This is a genomic window from Arthrobacter ipis (assembly GCF_014694315.1).
Lineage (GTDB): Bacteria > Actinomycetota > Actinomycetes > Actinomycetales > Micrococcaceae > Arthrobacter > Arthrobacter ipis.
Genome location: NZ_JAAOXD010000001.1, coordinates 488,124 through 502,958, shown reverse-complemented (window position 1 = coordinate 502,958; position 14,835 = coordinate 488,124). Strand labels below are relative to the sequence as shown.

The window sequence follows — 14,835 nt, the reverse complement described above, 5'->3', positions numbered from 1 at the left end:
CACAACCGCGCCCGCCGTAGCCGCCGCGCCGACGGCAGCGGCGGCTCCCGCCCAGCCTGCTCCGGCCGCTGTCGCTCCGGCAGCCACCACGCCGGGAAGCGGCACGCAGGCCGCCAGCGCGCTCGGTTGGGGTTCGGTTGTGGCCGGCGACGAATTCAATTACACGGGCACCCCGGACCGCACCAAGTGGAGCGTCTACAACAGCCCCGGCCATGCGGGCAACGGTATCCGCAGCCCCAAGGCGTGGTCGGTGGCCAACGGCGCGGCAACCGTCAGCGGTGACTCGGCCGGTACCACCGGCGGCATGTCGGCAAAGTTTGCCAACCAGAAGTACGGCCGCTGGGAAACCCGCATGAAGACGAACCGGCGGGATTCGGAATACCACCCCGTCCTCATTCTCAACCCGGTCACCACGTCGTCGACCTGTGATGAGGTCGACTACGCCGAGAGCACCTCCGATACAACCCTGGTGAAGTTCTTCCTGCACTACGCATGCAGTGGCACCAAGCAGACTTACGCCAGCAAGGCTGTTGACACCACCCAGTGGCACAACTACGCGGTGGAGTGGACTCCGGCCGGCATCACAGGCTACATCGACGGCGTGAAGACGTTCACCGATACGAACCCGGCGCACCAGCCCTCCGGCAGCGTGCACCAGACGCTGCAGCTCGACTGGTTCCCTGACGGTTCCAGCACCACGCCTTCCTGGATGCAGGTCGACTGGGTGCGCGTCTATAAGTAGACAAACCGCAAGTAGACAAACCGCAGAAGTCGATATTGAGCACCGAGGGTGTCCGCGTTGAGCGGGCACCCTCGGTGCTCACTTGGCCTTGCTGCCGTTCAGGGCTAGGGATGCAAGGGACACGAAACCGTGTTCAGACCGACGACGGATAGCTGGCGAGGATGTAATCCGCAGCTGCCGGCCCCTTCATGCGAAGGCCGTTCGGTTCGGGGTTAAGGCGCCCTTGCATGCCCTCCCAGAAGGCCTCCTCCACGGATGGCACGGCGCCGGTGACATGACACCAGCTGGTGTACAAGCCGTACAGGGGGTCCGGCCCGAGAGTGAATCCGGAACCGTCGTCGGAGGTAGTGGCCTCCATGAGGAACTGGTCAAACTGTCTATCAGCCATAGGTAGCTCTTTTCGCACGAGTGCATGGCACCGCCGTTCGGCTACAGCGGCTACATTCCGAGGCCAGCACGGGGCACCGAAACGGTTGGTTCAATCTGTTCGTTGCCGCCTCCCAGGTGGATGGGTGGAGGGCCGACAAATATTGAGGACTGCGAGCGCTGACGCCTGGGAGCGCAGCCGCTCCCGGCGACCGCCTGCTGACCGCCATGCCTGTGAGACACTCGGTGTCATGCGCGAACTCGTCGTCCTTGGAACCGCATCGCAGGTCCCGACGCGGACGCGCAACCACAACGGATACCTGCTGCGGTGGGACGGCGAGGGCCTCCTTTTCGACCCCGGCGAGGGCACGCAGCGGCAGATGATCCATGCAGGTGTTTCCGCCAACCAGATCACCCGCATCTGCCTGACCCATGTTCACGGTGACCATTGTTACGGGCTTCCCGGCGTGCTGTCCCGCATGGCTTTGGACGGCGTAAAGCACCCGGTGCACCTGCACTATCCTGCGTCCGGAGAGGACGTGGTCCGGGCGCTCGTCTCTGTGGCCTCTCCCGGCATCGACCTCCGCCTGCAACCGCACTCGGCTGCCGGGGAAATCGCCCCGGGGCTCGAGGTGCGGCCCTTGCGCCACCGCATTGAGACTTACGGCTACCGTCTGACCGAACCGGATGGCAGGACCATGCTGCCGGAACGGCTGGCGGCCGCGGGCATCACGGGCCCGGACGCGGGCCGTCTGCAGCGGGAGGGGGTCCTGCGGGGTGTGCGGCTTGCGGACGTCAGCATTCCGCGCGCCGGCCAGGGCTTCGCCTTCATCATGGACACCGCCCCGTGCGAGGGAGCCGAGGGCTTGGCCGACGGCGTCGACCTCCTCGTCACGGAATCAACGTTCAGCGACGACGACGCCGCGTTGGCAGCGCAGTACGCTCACCTCACGGCCGGGCAGGCCGGGGCCCTGGCCGCCAACGGCGGCGCCGGAACCCTCGTGCTCACCCACTTTTCCTCCCGGTACGGCGACGTGGATGTCCTGGCCGAGCAGGCCCGGGCACGGTCTGGAGGGACCGCGGTCGTGCCTGCCAATGATCTGGACCGGATCAGCCTTCCCAAGCGGCAGCGGCCGCCGTCCTGACCCGCGGCCAGAAGAAGCCTGCAGAAAAAGTAGAATTAACCAGACATGCAATGTTCCTACTTTGATGCCGCCCGCTGCCTTTCCTGCACCCATATGGGCAAGCCCTACGACGAGCAGCTGGCCGGCAAGCAACTGCACTGCCAGACACTTCTCTCCGACCACGCGTCCGCAGAGTGGCTGCCGCCTGTCGCGAGCCGCGAGTCCGGCTTCCGCAATAAGGCCAAGATGGTGGTGGGCGGAACCGCCAAGAACCCCACCATCGGGATCCTGGACGCCGAAGGCCGCGGCGTTGACCTGCGCGAGTGCGGCGTCTGCTCGCCCGGCCTTCTGGCCTGTTTCCGTGTCCTGGCGGACTTCATCAGCCGGGCCCGCCTGACGCCCTACGATGTCCCACGGCGCAGCGGCGAGCTCAAGCACCTGATTATCACGGAGTCCCCGGACGGCGAGATCATGCTGCGCCTGGTCCTGCGTTCGGAAAAGCTGGTGCCGCGCGTCCGGGAGCACCTCCCCAACCTCCTGGCCTCCCTGCCGCAGGTAAAGGTTGTCTCCATCAACCTGCACCCGGAGCATAAGGCGGTCCTGGAAGGCGACCGCGAGATCCTGCTCACCGAGCAGTCCACGCTGCGGATGCGCGTCAACGACCTCGACCTCCACCTCCGGCCGCAGAGCTTCTTCCAGACGAACAGCGACATGGCGGCAGCCCTGTACCGGCAGGGGCGCGAGTGGGTCAACGAACTGGCGCCGGCGTCAGTCTGGGACCTGTACTGCGGCGTGGGCGGCTTTGCCCTGCACTGCGCAGATCCCTCCCGTGAGGTCACCGGGATTGAGACCAGCCGCGAAGCCATTGTTTCGGCCAAGCTCAGCAGCGACGAGGCAGGGCTGGAGCGCATGAACTTCCGGGCGGGCGATGCCACGGCCTTTGCCGTCTCCGCGGCCCAGGCGCCCGAACTGGTTATCGTCAATCCGCCGCGGCGCGGCATCGGCAAGGAACTGTGCGGCTGGCTGGAATCGTCCTCCGTGAAGCACGTGGTCTACTCCAGCTGCAATGCGCAGTCACTGACCCGCGACCTGGCGGCACTCCCCTCGTTCACCGCACGACGGGCCAGGGTGCTGGACATGTTCCCGCAAACCACGCATTACGAAGTGATGGTGCTCCTCGAACGGGCCTAGCCGGCCTACATTCTTGATCCGAACATCGGCAAAAGTTTCTCCTGTCTTGAGGTCCTCGCGGAAAAGTATCCGGTAAGCCGCGCAGCAAGGTCGCGGCATGAACCGATGGGCACAACATGCGACGGACAGCAGGCGGTGCGAAGTGACCGGCACAGACGATGTTCCCGTCCTGGACGCCGGTCCGCTGCAGGTCCTTGCCACCGAGGTGGGTCCGGCTTTCGCCGAAGCCTTCATTGATGACTACCTCCAGATGTTGCCGGACCGGGCGTCGAAGATCCTCCGCGCCCTGGCCGGCGGCGACGCGCGGATGGCGGCTGACGCTGTCGTCAGCCTGAGGGCGACGTCCGCCATGGCCGGAGCCCTGCGGCTCGAGCGCTGCTGCAAGGAACTGGAGTCACGTATCCGGCGCGGGCAGCGGCTGGAGCCCGATGCGGTGAGGGCAGTGCTGTACGCGAACATCCGGCTGCTGGTGCGTGAAGCCGGACGCCAGGGGCACCTCCCGCGGACGTAGAATCGTCGGACAAGATCGCCTGAAGAGCAGCCGAACGGCTGAACCGTTTACAGGAGGATTCACATGAGCCGCACGAGCATCAGTCCAGTCGCCCCGGCCGCCGCCACTGCCGCACAGACCATTTTCCGCGTGGGCCTGGGCAGCGTCCTTGTTGCCCACGGCACCCAGAAGCTCTTCGGCTGGTTCGGCGGCGGCGGGATCGAGGGCACCAGCAAGGGTATGCACGCCATGGGGTTTCGGCCGGCGAAGCCAAGCGCGGTCATGGCCGGTCTGGGCGAAGCGGGTGCCGGTCTGGCACTCGCGCTGGGCTTCGGCACTCCGGCCGCCGGCGCGGCTGCTGCCACCACCATGGGCGTTGCGGCCAGCGTGCACGCCCCCAACGGCTTCTTCGCCACCGAGGGCGGGCTGGAATACCCAGCCGTCCTGGGACTTGCGGCAGCATCCTTCACGATTGGCGGGCCGGGCAGCTTCTCCCTCGACTCCGTCACCGGCCACGTCCTGGACCGCCCCTGGATGCGGGCCGTCGCCCTGGCCGTCATCCCGACGGCCATCGCAATCCAGGTCTACCGGCGCCAAAAGGCCCTGGCCCACGACGCCTCCGGCCCGGACGCCGGAAACGCCGCGGGCCAGGACAGCGCGGACCAGGACAGCGCGAGCTAGGCCACCGCGCGTTAGGCCACCGCTAGACGTACTTCTTGAACCACGCCAGCGTGTCGTTCCAGGCGGCCGTAGCCTGCTGCTCGTTGTAGCGGTCGCCGGTGTCGTTGTGGAAGGCGTGGTCGACGCCGGGATAAACCTTGAGCTGGTTGCGCACACTCGTGGCCGCGAGGGCATCCCGGAGTTGCGGCATGGGTCCGGTGATCCTGTCGTCCTGCTCAGCGTAGACACCGAACACCGCGGGCTTAATGGATGGCACCTTGTCCAGGTCGGGCGCCGGACCGTAGAAGGCCGACGTCGCCTTGAGCCCCGTAATCTCTACCGCCGACTGCCAGGTGATGCCGCCGCCAAAGCAGTAGCCGGTCATGGCGATCCGGCCCTGCTCCACGAAGGCCTGCTTCTGCAGGTAATCGAACCCCGCCGAAAAGTCCGCCACGTGACGCTTCGCGCCCGCCTGCGTCAAGGCCCCCGGGACGGCATCCCGGTCCAGGCTCGCCGTGCCGCCTTCCCTGCTCAGCAGGTCAATCGCCAGCGCCGCATACCCTTCCTTGGCAAATCGACGGGCCACGTCCTGGATGTGGGGAGTCAGCCCCCGGTTCTCATGGCAGACCAGGACGGCGGGGCCGGGCTTCCCGGCTGCGGGCCGGGCGAGGTAACCACTGATCTCGGTGCCGCCGGACGGGAACTTGACTGTCGACGTCGTAATTCCGGCTGCCCCCTCGGGAACGGACAGCGGGCTCTTCGCCCCGGGAACGGCGCCCCCGGAGGCAGTGCCTGTGGCGGAGCCGGACGCCGGGGTGGGAGTGGGCATGGGGTCGGTGCTGCGCGGAACTTCCTGCGGCGTGCAGCCGACCAGGAGCATCGCGGCGGAAGCGGCGGCCATGCTGCCGGTGATAAACGCCACCCGGCGGGTGAAGGTGTGCTGGCTCATGGCCCCGGCCCGGTAGTCGTCGAAAAATTCCTCAATCAGGTACTTCTCAAACTTGCCAAGCTGGGTCATCACGGCCTCCTGGAGTTTTTGCCGCTTATCCTCCTCTGGACCCCACCGCCAGGCAAGGGGACCGCGTGGACGCCCGGACTGTCAGGCCCGGCCGCCGTCTTTCAGGCCCCTGGCGTATGCGGCCTGCCCCACGTGCTGAAGGCAGTCGGCAACCGTGCTGACCAGCCGGACGCCGAAAGTGACCGGCGGGTCCCAGCGGGTATCAACGACCCGGTCAAGGTCATCGTCGCCAAGGCTGCTAAGCACCTCCACGGTCTGCCGGTGGACCGCCTCGTAGTAGTCGGCGAGCAGCTCCCGCGGGGCCCGAACGGCGTCGACGCTGTCCGACGAATGGCCGTAGCCGGTGTCGTGTTCGGGAAGCGGGAGGCCAAAACGGCCGGCAAAGCCCTGCGAGGTCCAGATCTGGGGCAAGCCGGCAGCGGAAGCAACCTGCGTATCCTCTATCCGGCTGAGGTGCCAGATCAGCCACGCGATGGAGTTCCCGTTGCCGGCGGCCCGGCGGACCAGGGTTTCGTCGTCGAGCCCGTCGAGCGTGGCGTCCACGATCTCCCGTACACGGCCAAAGGCGTCCAGCAATAGTTCATTGGATTTCATCGGGTCCCCTTACATCTGGCTGTGGGCGGCTTACATTTGGCTGTGGGCGGCGACGGCGGGATCAGAACCGATGCGTGCACCGGCTTCGAGGGCGGTGATGTCGGCCAACTCTTCAGGCGCCAGAACGAGGCCGACGGCGGCCAGGTTGTCCCGCATGCGGCCGCTGTTGGCTGACTTGGGAATGACGATGGTGCCCTGGGCGAGGTGCCATGCCAGCACCACCTGGGCAGGGGTGACGCCGTACTTGCCGGCAACGGATGTCACAGCCGCGGCGTCCAGATCAGCGCCCTGGCCCAGCGGGCTGTAAGCCTCCACGGCAATGCCCAGGGAGCGGCTCTTCGCCGCCAGTTCGGACTGCTGGAACGTCGGGTGCAGCTCAAACTGGTTGACCGCCGGAATGACGTCCGCGCTTTGGAGGAGTGTATCCAGGTGGTCCGCCAGGAAGTTGGACACACCGATCGCGCGGATCTCGCCGTTGGTGTGCAGTTTCTCCATCGCCTTCCATGCCTCGGTAAAAAGGTTCCGGGACGGCACCGGCCAGTGGATCAGGTACAGGTCAACGTAATCGACGCCCAATGCACGGCGGCTGTTCTGGAAGGCTTCCTGGGCCACACCCTGCTCCCCGTTGCGCAGTTTGGTGGTGAGGAAGATATCCTCACGCGGAATCCCCGAGCCAGCGATGGCGGCGCCAACGGCGGCCTCGTTCCGGTACGCCGCGGCCGTGTCGATGTGGCGGTAGCCGGCTTCCAGGGCGTCCTCGACAATGCGCTGGGTCTCTTCCGGCGGAACCTGGAAGACGCCGAAACCGAGTTGCGGGACCTGGACCCCGTTGTTCAGGGTGACGTTCGGTTCGGCTGGGTGGGTCGTCATCAGAATCTTCCGTTGCTGGGGCAGGCAATCCCAAGTATGCCTCCCACCGGGCGGCGGAGCACCCCTAAGGGTGAGCGGGCCACCTGGACCATTGGTATGACTTCCTGCAAAGCCATGCGCCCAACACGGCCAGCGCAATAGCCCAGGTTGTTCTCTGCCGTTTCAGGCCCGCTCACTGCGATTTTTATCCTCACGGTGTTTGTCCCAGCACCATTTCACATCACGACGACGGCCCGGCGCCAGAGCAGTCGCATCACCAGGTGCGGCGCCTTTCGGCCCGCCCGGCCCGGGACTACGATTTTTCCTGTGGTACCCGCCAACGCTAACGGGCACGGGTCCGGCAGCACCAGAGCAAAATCTGCAATCACCAGAGCAAAAGGGGAAAGTTCCGTGAGCAGAGAGACCAGGCAGAGCGGGCCGCACTGGCGGCGGGTCATGGCAGCCCTCGCCAACCGCGACGCGCGGACCGCTTATGCGCAAATTGTCCTCGGAACCAGGCACGATGACGTGTCTTCCGGCCCGGCCGGCCAACGGCGGGACCGGGCCATCGCCGCTCTGCTCGACGCTGGCCTGATCGAACGGAGTGCCGGCGATGATCTGGAGGCGTCCGAGTCCATCTTTCACGACCTCCTCACACAGCAGCCCAAGCGCCAGGCACAGACTGGAGTGGCGCGCTTCATGCGTCTCGGCCGGATCGACAGATATCCGGCCAACCAGACGGAGCGGCGGGAGCTCTTGGCCTGGATCGCCAGTGAGACGTTCGAACCTGGCGAGGAACTCTCTGAACGAAAGGTCAACGAACGGCTCCTGGGCTACACCGACGATGTGGTGCTGCTGCGCCGCTACATGATCGATTTCGGCGTGCTGGAGCGCACGCCGTCGGGGTCTTCATACAGCCGCCCCAGGGAAGGATAGGTTCAGTCCCCGCGCGCCTTACGGGTGGCAGCATCGTTGGCTTTCTGGATGGCCTCGACAAGTTCGTCCTTGTCCATTTTCGAACGTCCCTCGATGTTCAGCTCCCGGGCGCGCTTGTAAAGGTGCTCCTTGGAGGCGTTCGCATCCACCCCTCCGGCGGTGGGAGCCGATGAATCCAAGCCCTCCGCCGCGTGCTGGTCAGAGGGGCCGGGCTTCTCCTTAGGCTCCCAGTGGTCGCCCACCTTCTCATAGCTGTGCTTCAGGGATGCGAAGGCTGTCCGGGCAGCCCGGCGCTCGTCGTTGTCATAGGACTCAAGGGCTGAATCGTAGGTCTTGGCGAAAGTGTCCTGGGCTTTCTGCTCAGAACGCTGCAGGGTCGACGGAAGCTCGTCCTTGCGGGCGTGATCGTTCTTGCCGGTCTTGGGCATGCCACCAACGCTCCTTCATCAACTGCCGATTCTGCGGATGAAACCAGCTTGGCACTTATGCTTGAGCCGTCCTAGGCATCCTCGGAATCCAGATCGAGGTCCGGGATGTCCAGCAGGCCCAGGTCCTCCAGCACCGTTGCGTCCTCATAGGTGTTCGCTATGCACCGGACCAGGGCAGGCGGTACCCGGAAATGCGTGTCGATCGTGAGGATGCCCTGCTCGGCAAGTGCTTCCAGTTGGCTCACGGCCGCGGCCTTCAGAGCCTCGACGGTCGCCCTTTCCTCCGGTGACGCACCGGTCCGGGGGTCCAGCACAGTGTCCCTCCGCGGAGGATCCGCCGAGGCCGCCGCCAGCAGGATCGAGGCCACCGTTGCGGCAACGAGAACTTCCCATGGCTGTTCAGGGTCGTAGCCGAGTACGGAGGCCGCGAGGAACTGGTCGACGAAGAACACCAACTCCTCCAGCCGGTCCGGGGTTTCGCCGCCCAGGAAAACGGCGGTGGCCGGCGTCGGTGCCGCCTTCGTTGAGCCGATCTTGATCAGTTCAGTGCGGGCCAGCGCTTCCCACACCTGCGCCAGCAACGGCACCTCATACATGCTGCGGACTGTTGGCACGGGCTTTTCCGAACCGCCGTTCCCGGCATGCGGGACCCCAGCCTGTTTGGGGCCTCCCCTGGCTTTCAGTCCGACGCACGCGGCCGCTGCTTCGATGTCCTTCGTCCGGAGCGCGCCGGTTCCGGTCACCGGCTTCGCATCGCCGATCCACTGAAGCAGTGCGGCGGTCCGCTGGATCAGCGGGAGCTCCGAGAAGACCTTCAGGGCGTCGTCGTCGGAAATAACGGGCACTTCGACGAGCCGCCAATCTTCCGTCTCCCCCAGAAGGGCGTTGAGCAGGTCAACGACGTCGGCGAGCTGTTCCGCTGGGCCTGACCACCGGTCGGTATCCGCGAGAAAGTCGACGAACCCGTGCACGGCGGCGATGACAAACTCACCACGGTCGTCGTCGTCGTTTGGCGCTGTGGCGGCGAGATCGGCGGCGAGGGCGTCGGCCAGGATCACAGGATCAAGGCGTGTCAGGTCCGCAGCGGCCACTCGGTCCATGTACCGGCCCATGACGCTTTCTATGGCTGCCAGGCAATCGAGGGCGGTGGCAGCAGCGCCGGGAGCACCGTCGTCGAACCACCGGACAAACGCCGGCGCGAGCGAGTCCACGGCCCGCCCGGCCCGGAACGAGCTCAGGGAAGCGGGCGACGAGCCGCGTGCGGCGGAACTTCCAGTGCCAGCGGGACCCTTGCGCTTGTTCCGGTTCCTGCTGCTCTTGCTCATGCTGCCCCTGACTGATTGCGCGTTGGTTCTTACGACGACGGTACTTACCATCCGCGCACCGTGCCACCCGGCGCGCTGCAGCCAGGGGCGTGCTCCTGGCCACTACGCCTCCCGCGTCAGGCTGCGGTTCCGCCCCTGGTAAAGGCGGCGGTAGCTGGAGGGTGTGGTGCTGAGTTCGCGCATGAAGTGGAGCCGGAAGTTGGCTGCCGTTCCCAGGCCTGTCCTGGCCGCAGCCGCCTGCACGTCAGGTCGGTCGTTTCGAGCAGGCGGCAGGCCTCGGCAATGCGCTGGCTGGTCAGTCAGCGCAATGGCGTTGTCCCCGCGTCTGCCAGGAACTTGCGCGCGAAACTGCTGGGTGCCCAGCCGGCGTGAGCAGCCATGTCGACGACTGTCAGCGGCTCTGCCAGATGCTGCCGGGCCCAGGCGCAAGTTTCAGCGAAATGGGTCAGCGGCCCGGCCACCGGGCGCTCCGTGAACTGGCCTGGCCGCCTTCGCGGTGCGGGGCCACGACCATCCGCCGGGTGCAGGGTTTGCAGGCGCTGGGCGTTCCTCCAGTGCGTCGTGCCCCGTTTCCCGTCAAGGAGTCCGGCAGCCGCCAGCGCGAAAGCCCCTGTGCAGACGGACACCACCCGGGCCCCGTTCCCGGCAGCCGCGCGAAGCGCGTCGCAGACATTGGCAGGAGGTTCCGTGAGCGGGCTGAAGCCGGGCACAACGATGGTGTCGGCTGACAGAAGGGCTTCGAGCCCCGTCGCGGCGTGAATGGCATACCCGGTGGTGGTCGGGACCAGGCCGGGTTCGGCTGCGCAGACCGCAAACGAGTACAGCTGCCGCTCGTCCTCATGGCCGAAAACCTGTCCTGGAATGGCGAGGTCAAAGGCGACGACGTCCGGCAAGGCGAGCGCAACGACACGGTGCATGGGGCCACTGTACCCACGGGGCCACTGTGCCGATCCCTGCCTGCAGGATCCTTTTCATGGTGGCAATTTTTACCACTCCCCCGCGCTGCTCCCGATTGGCAGTCTTAGCCCATGATCAACTTTCGACATTCACTCCCGGCTTCTTCCCCGCCCGCCCGGCGCAGGGCCAGGGCGGTGGCTCGGCGACTGGTGCACGCTGCGCTGGCTGCTGCGCTCGCCGCCGCGGTCGTTGCCTCAGTCCTGGTTGCCGGGATCGCCGCAGTCGGGCGCGACAACGGCCTGGAAAGCAGACCCGCCCTTCCACCCGCCCTTCCCGAGGGGACGCGGTCTGGCGGCTCCGGGGCGGCTGACGGCACGGGAAGGATCCGGGTCGCGTTCGTGCTGGGCAGCAGTGGGACCGAGGCAGCCGACGTGCCGGCACCCTATGAAGTCTTCGCCACGTCCTCGAGGTTCACGGTCACAACCGTCGCGGCCGACCGGTCACCGGTCCGACTCGCGGGGGCTCCGGCGGTGGTCCCGGCGGTGACGTTCGGTGACATCGATGCCGGCAGGGCGCCGGCACCGGATCCCCGCGGCCCTCCAGCTGGTGCACGATCTTGCCGGTGAATCTGAGGCTGCAAGAGTGGGCGCCGAGATCGGCTATCCCGGCTGGTCAAGGGCCCCAGGGTACGGCGATCGCCGAACAGGCTTTCAACACCGGTGACGCTCCCGTGGTCCTCAACGCCGTCCTGCCCTGGTTCCGGCCGACAGTAGGGATCGGGCTGACGGACGGCATCAGCGAACTCGACGCCGTGGCCGCATTCGAGGTGTACACCGTCTCAGGCGCCGCGCGCACAGTTGCCCTCGCGCGGCGCCCACTGTGAGGACCAAACACGGCCTTGTGCTGCTCACCACTCCCCTTGCATCACGAGAGCCTCATCTGGACAGGCTGATCCTTCCCGGGCCCGCCGCCCACGACTCCGGACTCCTGTCCTGGGCCGGGAGTCAGCAGCTTACGCCCACGGCCCTGACTCAATCACCGGAGCGCGGAGCCTTCGACGTCGCTATCGAAGAGCTGGCCGGACACGCCGGGAACGCAACAGCAATAACAACTGCCAAATTCATCGACTACCCCACGGGGCAGCTGCATTTGGACGCCAATGCCGCCGACACCCGCTCCACTTGGCTGCTTTTCCTTACAGCTGTCCTGGCTGCCGGCGCCGGTGCACTGCCCAGCCTTCCTCGCCGTGCCCAGTACTTCAGGGACCGGAAGACCCGCAAACCAGAGCTCGAACACATGGCCGGAAAGGATCCGTCATGACTGCCACTGCATCACCCCGGAACAGGAAACCGCACCGGCGGCTTCGCGCACTCGGCTACACCGCCGCCATCGTGGCTGGCCTCCTTCTCGTCTCGACTTTCGCCAACCTCGCCATGAACCGCGGTCCGCCACCGCGCCCTATGGGCAAAAAGTGAAGACAAGCCACGGTGCGCTCAACGTCGTCCGCACCCCAGGGAACGGCAGGACAGGACAGTCCATCGTGCTGCTAAGTGGCCTCGGCACGCCGGCATCGGCGCTGGACTTTGCACCGCTCGTCCGGGAACTCGGGGACTACGACGTCGTGGTCGTGGAAGGCTTCGGCTACGGGTACAGCGACCAGTCCGCGGTGGAACGCACTGTCGAGAACATCACCTCCGAGCTGCATGAGGCCCTGGCAAACGCGGACGTGCCCGGACCCTATGTTCTGGCTGGCCATTCCATCGCCGGTTTCTACACGCTCGCTTACGCCAACCGGTACCGGAACGACGTCGCGGCCGTCATCGGCATCGATCCCACAGTGCCCGCCGCCCGAACAATCCACGCCGAAGAGACCGGCGTCGCCGGCGGCGGCATCAACTGGGAAGGCCTCATCGCAGCAAGCGACCTGCCCCGCTGGGCGGCCACAATCGCACCCGGCCTCGTGGAACCGGACGGCACCGCCTACACGTCCCGCGAGCGGGACCAGATCCGCAAGATGGCCATCTGGAACTTCGGCAACCCTTCCGTCGTCGACGAGACCAACCGGATGGCCGAGAACGCCCGAAAGGTGCAAGCAATGCGTTACCCGGACGACCTCCCCGTGCTCACTTTGCTCGCCTCGGCGAAGGAGACCCCGGCGGACGTTGCCCTGCACGAAAGCCGGCTACAAAACGTCCGAAAGCACGAAACAGTGACACTCCCCGGCGGGCACTACCTGCACTGGACCATGCGCCGGCCATGGCCAGCAAGATCAACGCCTTCCTTACCACCAACACGCGCTGAGGATGCCGCTTCGGTCCTCGCACCGTCCCGCAAATGCCCTAAGACTTGTCACCCCCTGCAGCGGCAGCGTCTTCGCGCTCCAGCAGGTAGCGCAGGAACGCGGCCTGGTTGTCGATTTCCCGCTGCTTGCGGGGAGACAGCCAGTCCAGCAGCTCTTTGTCGTCAGCCATTGATGTTCACCCCCTTAGGCTCGAATTAATGCTCACTCCGCTAGGGCAAGATCGGCGAAAGTTTCAGGCAAGATAGGCGAAGGTCTTGTCGCGAGGAGGCTTCGGCCCTTGGCAGGCGACACCATCCCGGAACGCCGACGGGTAGCCGGGCTCGGCACCTGCTGGGGGAGTGCGCCGAGCCCGGCTAGCCTGACCCGGACGGACGCCGGCAGACCGTCCGGAGGGCTTCAACACTGTTATCCGCCCGACTCATAGTTAACACCCCCTCGGAAGTTAGAGCAGTAGTGGTAGTTACCTGTTTTTCGGCCTGTGCGGCTACGCGTTTGCGCAGGCGCAGAACACGTTCCAAAGGCAACTTGACCCGCTGTCCCCGAAGCTATACGTCGTCGCTCTATCGCATGGTTAGATAGGCGCATGAGGAAATCTTGCGGGATTTTTGCCGTCGCAGTGCTCGCGCTCACGGGTTGCGCATCCAGTTCCAGCACGCAGCCCAGTCCGGAACCGTCGGCCGCAACGACGCCGGCCATGGAACCTAGCACCGCGAGCAAGGCCGTGGGCGGCGAGTCGATCTGCAAGGACAAGGCGGGCGACTCAGCGTCGAAGGTTGTTGACCTCACTCAAGCTCGGTTGCTCAGCGACGGCACAGAGATGTTGGCCTCGTTCAACACGGTGGCGAACGTTCCGACCACCGGGACCGTCTTGTACGCCGTGAGGGCGTGGAGCTCGGACGGCAGCAAGGAATACCAGTTCGGAGTGAAGTTTCAAGACGGCAAAGAGACCGCTAACTTCGTGACCGAGGCTGGGAGTGGCAAGCAGGAAAACATCACCACCGGAGCTGTGGCCGCAGACAAGCAGGTCAGCGTCCGGTACCCGCTAGCCAAGCTGGAGGGTCTCGGGGACAAGTTTGAGTGGTCAGCGAAGGTGACCGTTGACGGTACGGAGGCCGACCGTTGCCCCGGTGGTGACGTTAGGTCACGGTTCCCCGGGGCCTGAGGCCTGCAAGTACACAGCATGATCGCTGGCGTGGCGGCCTAGAGCGTCGCTCCTGGCCGTCGATCCACTTTCGGGCCACGTATCAATCCCGTCCCCCGCTCGACGAGGAACGGGATGCATGTGCCGCTGATCAACTGACTGGTCGCTGCCGTGCCCGCAAGCGCTGAGCAGGTTGACGCCAGCGGCGGGCAGGGCACGAAGAATCCCCTGGCTGACCTGCTGGCAGGCTGTGGTGGCATGGAAGCGACTATACCCGTGCTTGGGAAAACCTTGGATGCTGCCCCCAGCCCCCTCAGATTGGGGGTCAAAGTGGGCGCAGGCTCTCAGGTGGACCACGCATTTCACAATGTGCCGGATACACACTGGGTCTTGTCACTGAAGCAGAGGTAGCCGCGAACCGCAGCTTCAGATCGCCGGGTCCGGAAAGCATTCCCCCAGCTTGCATCCGGACCCGGCGGACGATCTCAGCCCAGCCGGCGGTGCGCATCCTTTTGACCGGCGTACAGCCGCTGAATGGCCTGCTTAATGATGGGTGCGATCTCGGACGGGTGGACCGGCTGGGGCGCCCGGGCGTAGACAGACCGGGTGGCGGCGGCCGAGAACTCGTCCCAACTTATGAACTGTGCGGGGAGCCTTACGAACCAGCGGAAACCCGGAGGACGTTTTGGCGGGCAACGCGGTAGACGCATGTCGCACCTGTGACGAAGCCTATAATCTCGATCCAGCTCACCGGTTGCCGAGAAGAAAACTA

General features: G+C 65.8%; 20 protein-coding genes. 12 read left to right on the top strand and 8 right to left on the bottom strand.

Features of this window, described 5'->3' with window-relative positions; genetic code table 11:
- Positions 1–742: glycoside hydrolase family 16 protein (locus G9E11_RS02390; RefSeq protein WP_194717749.1), on the top strand; the 742-nt coding region annotated here is incomplete at its 5' end.
- A gap of 133 nt (positions 743–875) precedes the next feature.
- Here G9E11_RS02390 and G9E11_RS02385 read toward each other — a convergent pair.
- Positions 876–1,130, bottom strand: a complete 255-nt coding sequence (locus G9E11_RS02385; RefSeq protein WP_190602589.1) for a hypothetical protein — start codon at positions 1,128–1,130, stop codon at positions 876–878.
- A 229-nt stretch (positions 1,131–1,359) separates the two neighbouring features.
- Between G9E11_RS02385 and G9E11_RS02380 the strand changes: the two genes are divergently transcribed.
- The 4 genes from G9E11_RS02380 to G9E11_RS02365 all read left to right on the top strand — a co-directional run bounded on the left by G9E11_RS02380 (position 1,360) and on the right by G9E11_RS02365 (position 4,594).
- Positions 1,360–2,253, top strand: a complete 894-nt coding sequence (locus G9E11_RS02380; protein ID WP_190602587.1) for a ribonuclease Z — start codon at positions 1,360–1,362, stop codon at positions 2,251–2,253.
- Between the two features lie 45 nt (positions 2,254–2,298).
- Positions 2,299–3,423, top strand: a complete 1,125-nt coding sequence (gene rlmC / locus G9E11_RS02375; RefSeq protein WP_190602585.1) for a 23S rRNA (uracil(747)-C(5))-methyltransferase RlmC — start codon at positions 2,299–2,301, stop codon at positions 3,421–3,423.
- 142 nt (positions 3,424–3,565) lie between these two features.
- Entirely contained in the window at positions 3,566–3,934 is a 369-nt protein-coding gene (locus G9E11_RS21360) for an Hpt domain-containing protein (RefSeq protein ID WP_190602583.1), read from the top strand.
- A 63-nt stretch (positions 3,935–3,997) separates the two neighbouring features.
- On the top strand, positions 3,998–4,594 hold the full coding sequence (locus G9E11_RS02365) for a DoxX family protein (protein ID WP_190602581.1): 597 nt from the start codon (positions 3,998–4,000) through the stop codon (positions 4,592–4,594).
- A gap of 22 nt (positions 4,595–4,616) precedes the next feature.
- On the opposite strand, the gene G9E11_RS02360 is transcribed toward G9E11_RS02365, so the two are convergent.
- The 3 genes from G9E11_RS02360 to G9E11_RS02350 all read right to left on the bottom strand — a co-directional run bounded on the left by G9E11_RS02360 (position 4,617) and on the right by G9E11_RS02350 (position 7,055).
- Positions 4,617–5,591 carry a dienelactone hydrolase family protein gene (locus G9E11_RS02360; protein WP_190602579.1) on the bottom strand — a complete coding sequence of 325 codons (975 nt, stop codon included), beginning with the start codon at positions 5,589–5,591 and terminating at the stop codon, positions 4,617–4,619.
- An 81-nt stretch (positions 5,592–5,672) separates the two neighbouring features.
- Positions 5,673–6,185, bottom strand: a complete 513-nt coding sequence (locus G9E11_RS02355) for a mycothiol transferase (RefSeq protein WP_190602577.1) — start codon at positions 6,183–6,185, stop codon at positions 5,673–5,675.
- A 30-nt stretch (positions 6,186–6,215) separates the two neighbouring features.
- Entirely contained in the window at positions 6,216–7,055 is an 840-nt protein-coding gene (locus G9E11_RS02350) for an aldo/keto reductase (RefSeq protein ID WP_190602575.1), read from the bottom strand.
- A gap of 390 nt (positions 7,056–7,445) precedes the next feature.
- Here G9E11_RS02350 and G9E11_RS02345 point away from each other — a divergent pair, with 390 nt between their 5' ends.
- A complete protein-coding gene (locus G9E11_RS02345; RefSeq protein ID WP_311764278.1) occupies positions 7,446–7,970 on the top strand; it encodes a DUF2087 domain-containing protein in 525 nt (174 codons plus the stop codon).
- Positions 7,971–7,972: 2 nt separating this feature from the next.
- Here the strand turns inward: G9E11_RS02345 and G9E11_RS02340 are convergent, their stop codons facing one another.
- The 3 genes from G9E11_RS02340 to G9E11_RS02330 all read right to left on the bottom strand — a co-directional run bounded on the left by G9E11_RS02340 (position 7,973) and on the right by G9E11_RS02330 (position 10,640).
- Positions 7,973–8,398 carry a ChaB family protein gene (locus tag G9E11_RS02340; protein WP_190602573.1) on the bottom strand — a complete coding sequence of 142 codons (426 nt, stop codon included), beginning with the start codon at positions 8,396–8,398 and terminating at the stop codon, positions 7,973–7,975.
- Positions 8,399–8,469: 71 nt separating this feature from the next.
- Positions 8,470–9,723, bottom strand: a complete 1,254-nt coding sequence (locus tag G9E11_RS02335) for a hypothetical protein (RefSeq protein WP_190602571.1) — start codon at positions 9,721–9,723, stop codon at positions 8,470–8,472.
- A 299-nt stretch (positions 9,724–10,022) separates the two neighbouring features.
- Entirely contained in the window at positions 10,023–10,640 is a 618-nt protein-coding gene (locus tag G9E11_RS02330; protein ID WP_203219236.1) for a DJ-1/PfpI family protein, read from the bottom strand.
- A gap of 111 nt (positions 10,641–10,751) precedes the next feature.
- On the opposite strand from G9E11_RS02330, the gene G9E11_RS02325 reads away from it, so the two are divergent.
- From G9E11_RS02325 to G9E11_RS02305, 6 genes are all read left to right on the top strand, one after another.
- Positions 10,752–11,246 (top strand): type 1 glutamine amidotransferase family protein, encoded by a 495-nt coding sequence (locus tag G9E11_RS02325; RefSeq protein WP_218625935.1) that lies wholly within the window; start codon positions 10,752–10,754, stop codon positions 11,244–11,246.
- Positions 11,243–11,503, top strand: a complete 261-nt coding sequence (locus tag G9E11_RS02320; RefSeq protein WP_190602569.1) for a hypothetical protein — start codon at positions 11,243–11,245, stop codon at positions 11,501–11,503. Before G9E11_RS02325 ends, G9E11_RS02320 begins: the two co-directional genes overlap by 4 nt.
- The gene (locus G9E11_RS02315; RefSeq protein WP_190602567.1) at positions 11,500–11,940 is read left to right on the top strand and encodes a hypothetical protein; all 441 of its coding nucleotides are present in this window, start codon (positions 11,500–11,502) and stop codon (positions 11,938–11,940) included. The genes G9E11_RS02320 and G9E11_RS02315 overlap by 4 nt, the downstream gene beginning before the upstream one ends.
- Complete coding sequence (locus G9E11_RS20905; protein ID WP_246468644.1) at positions 11,937–12,095, top strand: hypothetical protein; 159 nt, start codon at positions 11,937–11,939, stop codon at positions 12,093–12,095. The genes G9E11_RS02315 and G9E11_RS20905 overlap by 4 nt, the downstream gene beginning before the upstream one ends.
- Positions 12,092–13,120, top strand: coding sequence for an alpha/beta fold hydrolase (locus G9E11_RS02310; protein ID WP_311764277.1), 1,029 nt, complete (start codon positions 12,092–12,094; stop codon positions 13,118–13,120). The genes G9E11_RS20905 and G9E11_RS02310 overlap by 4 nt, the downstream gene beginning before the upstream one ends.
- Positions 13,121–13,616: 496 nt before the next feature.
- On the top strand, positions 13,617–14,084 hold the full coding sequence (locus G9E11_RS02305) for a hypothetical protein (RefSeq protein ID WP_190602565.1): 468 nt from the start codon (positions 13,617–13,619) through the stop codon (positions 14,082–14,084).
- Positions 14,085–14,548: 464 nt separating this feature from the next.
- Here G9E11_RS02305 and G9E11_RS21710 read toward each other — a convergent pair whose 3' ends face one another.
- Positions 14,549–14,773 carry a DUF5956 family protein gene (locus tag G9E11_RS21710; RefSeq protein ID WP_479686148.1) on the bottom strand — a complete coding sequence of 75 codons (225 nt, stop codon included), beginning with the start codon at positions 14,771–14,773 and terminating at the stop codon, positions 14,549–14,551.
- Positions 14,774–14,835 lie beyond the last annotated feature (62 nt).

Coding starts and splice junctions, on each gene's coding strand:
- G9E11_RS02360 (WP_190602579.1), bottom strand. CDS start 5,591: ATGACCCAGCTTGGCAAGTTTGAGAAGTACCTGATTGAGGAATTTTTC.
- G9E11_RS02380 (WP_190602587.1), top strand. CDS start 1,360: ATGCGCGAACTCGTCGTCCTTGGAACCGCATCGCAGGTCCCGACGCGG.
- G9E11_RS02330 (WP_203219236.1), bottom strand. CDS start 10,640: ATGCACCGTGTCGTTGCGCTCGCCTTGCCGGACGTCGTCGCCTTTGAC.
- G9E11_RS02355 (WP_190602577.1), bottom strand. CDS start 6,185: ATGAAATCCAATGAACTATTGCTGGACGCCTTTGGCCGTGTACGGGAG.
- G9E11_RS02305 (WP_190602565.1), top strand. CDS start 13,617: ATGGAACCTAGCACCGCGAGCAAGGCCGTGGGCGGCGAGTCGATCTGC.
- G9E11_RS02335 (WP_190602571.1), bottom strand. CDS start 9,723: ATGAGCAAGAGCAGCAGGAACCGGAACAAGCGCAAGGGTCCCGCTGGC.
- G9E11_RS20905 (WP_246468644.1), top strand. CDS start 11,937: ATGACTGCCACTGCATCACCCCGGAACAGGAAACCGCACCGGCGGCTT.
- G9E11_RS02325 (WP_218625935.1), top strand. CDS start 10,752: ATGATCAACTTTCGACATTCACTCCCGGCTTCTTCCCCGCCCGCCCGG.
- G9E11_RS21710 (WP_479686148.1), bottom strand. CDS start 14,773: ATGCGTCTACCGCGTTGCCCGCCAAAACGTCCTCCGGGTTTCCGCTGG.
- G9E11_RS02340 (WP_190602573.1), bottom strand. CDS start 8,398: ATGCCCAAGACCGGCAAGAACGATCACGCCCGCAAGGACGAGCTTCCG.
- rlmC (WP_190602585.1), top strand. CDS start 2,299: ATGCAATGTTCCTACTTTGATGCCGCCCGCTGCCTTTCCTGCACCCAT.
- G9E11_RS02385 (WP_190602589.1), bottom strand. CDS start 1,130: ATGGCTGATAGACAGTTTGACCAGTTCCTCATGGAGGCCACTACCTCC.
- G9E11_RS02365 (WP_190602581.1), top strand. CDS start 3,998: ATGAGCCGCACGAGCATCAGTCCAGTCGCCCCGGCCGCCGCCACTGCC.
- G9E11_RS02350 (WP_190602575.1), bottom strand. CDS start 7,055: ATGACGACCCACCCAGCCGAACCGAACGTCACCCTGAACAACGGGGTC.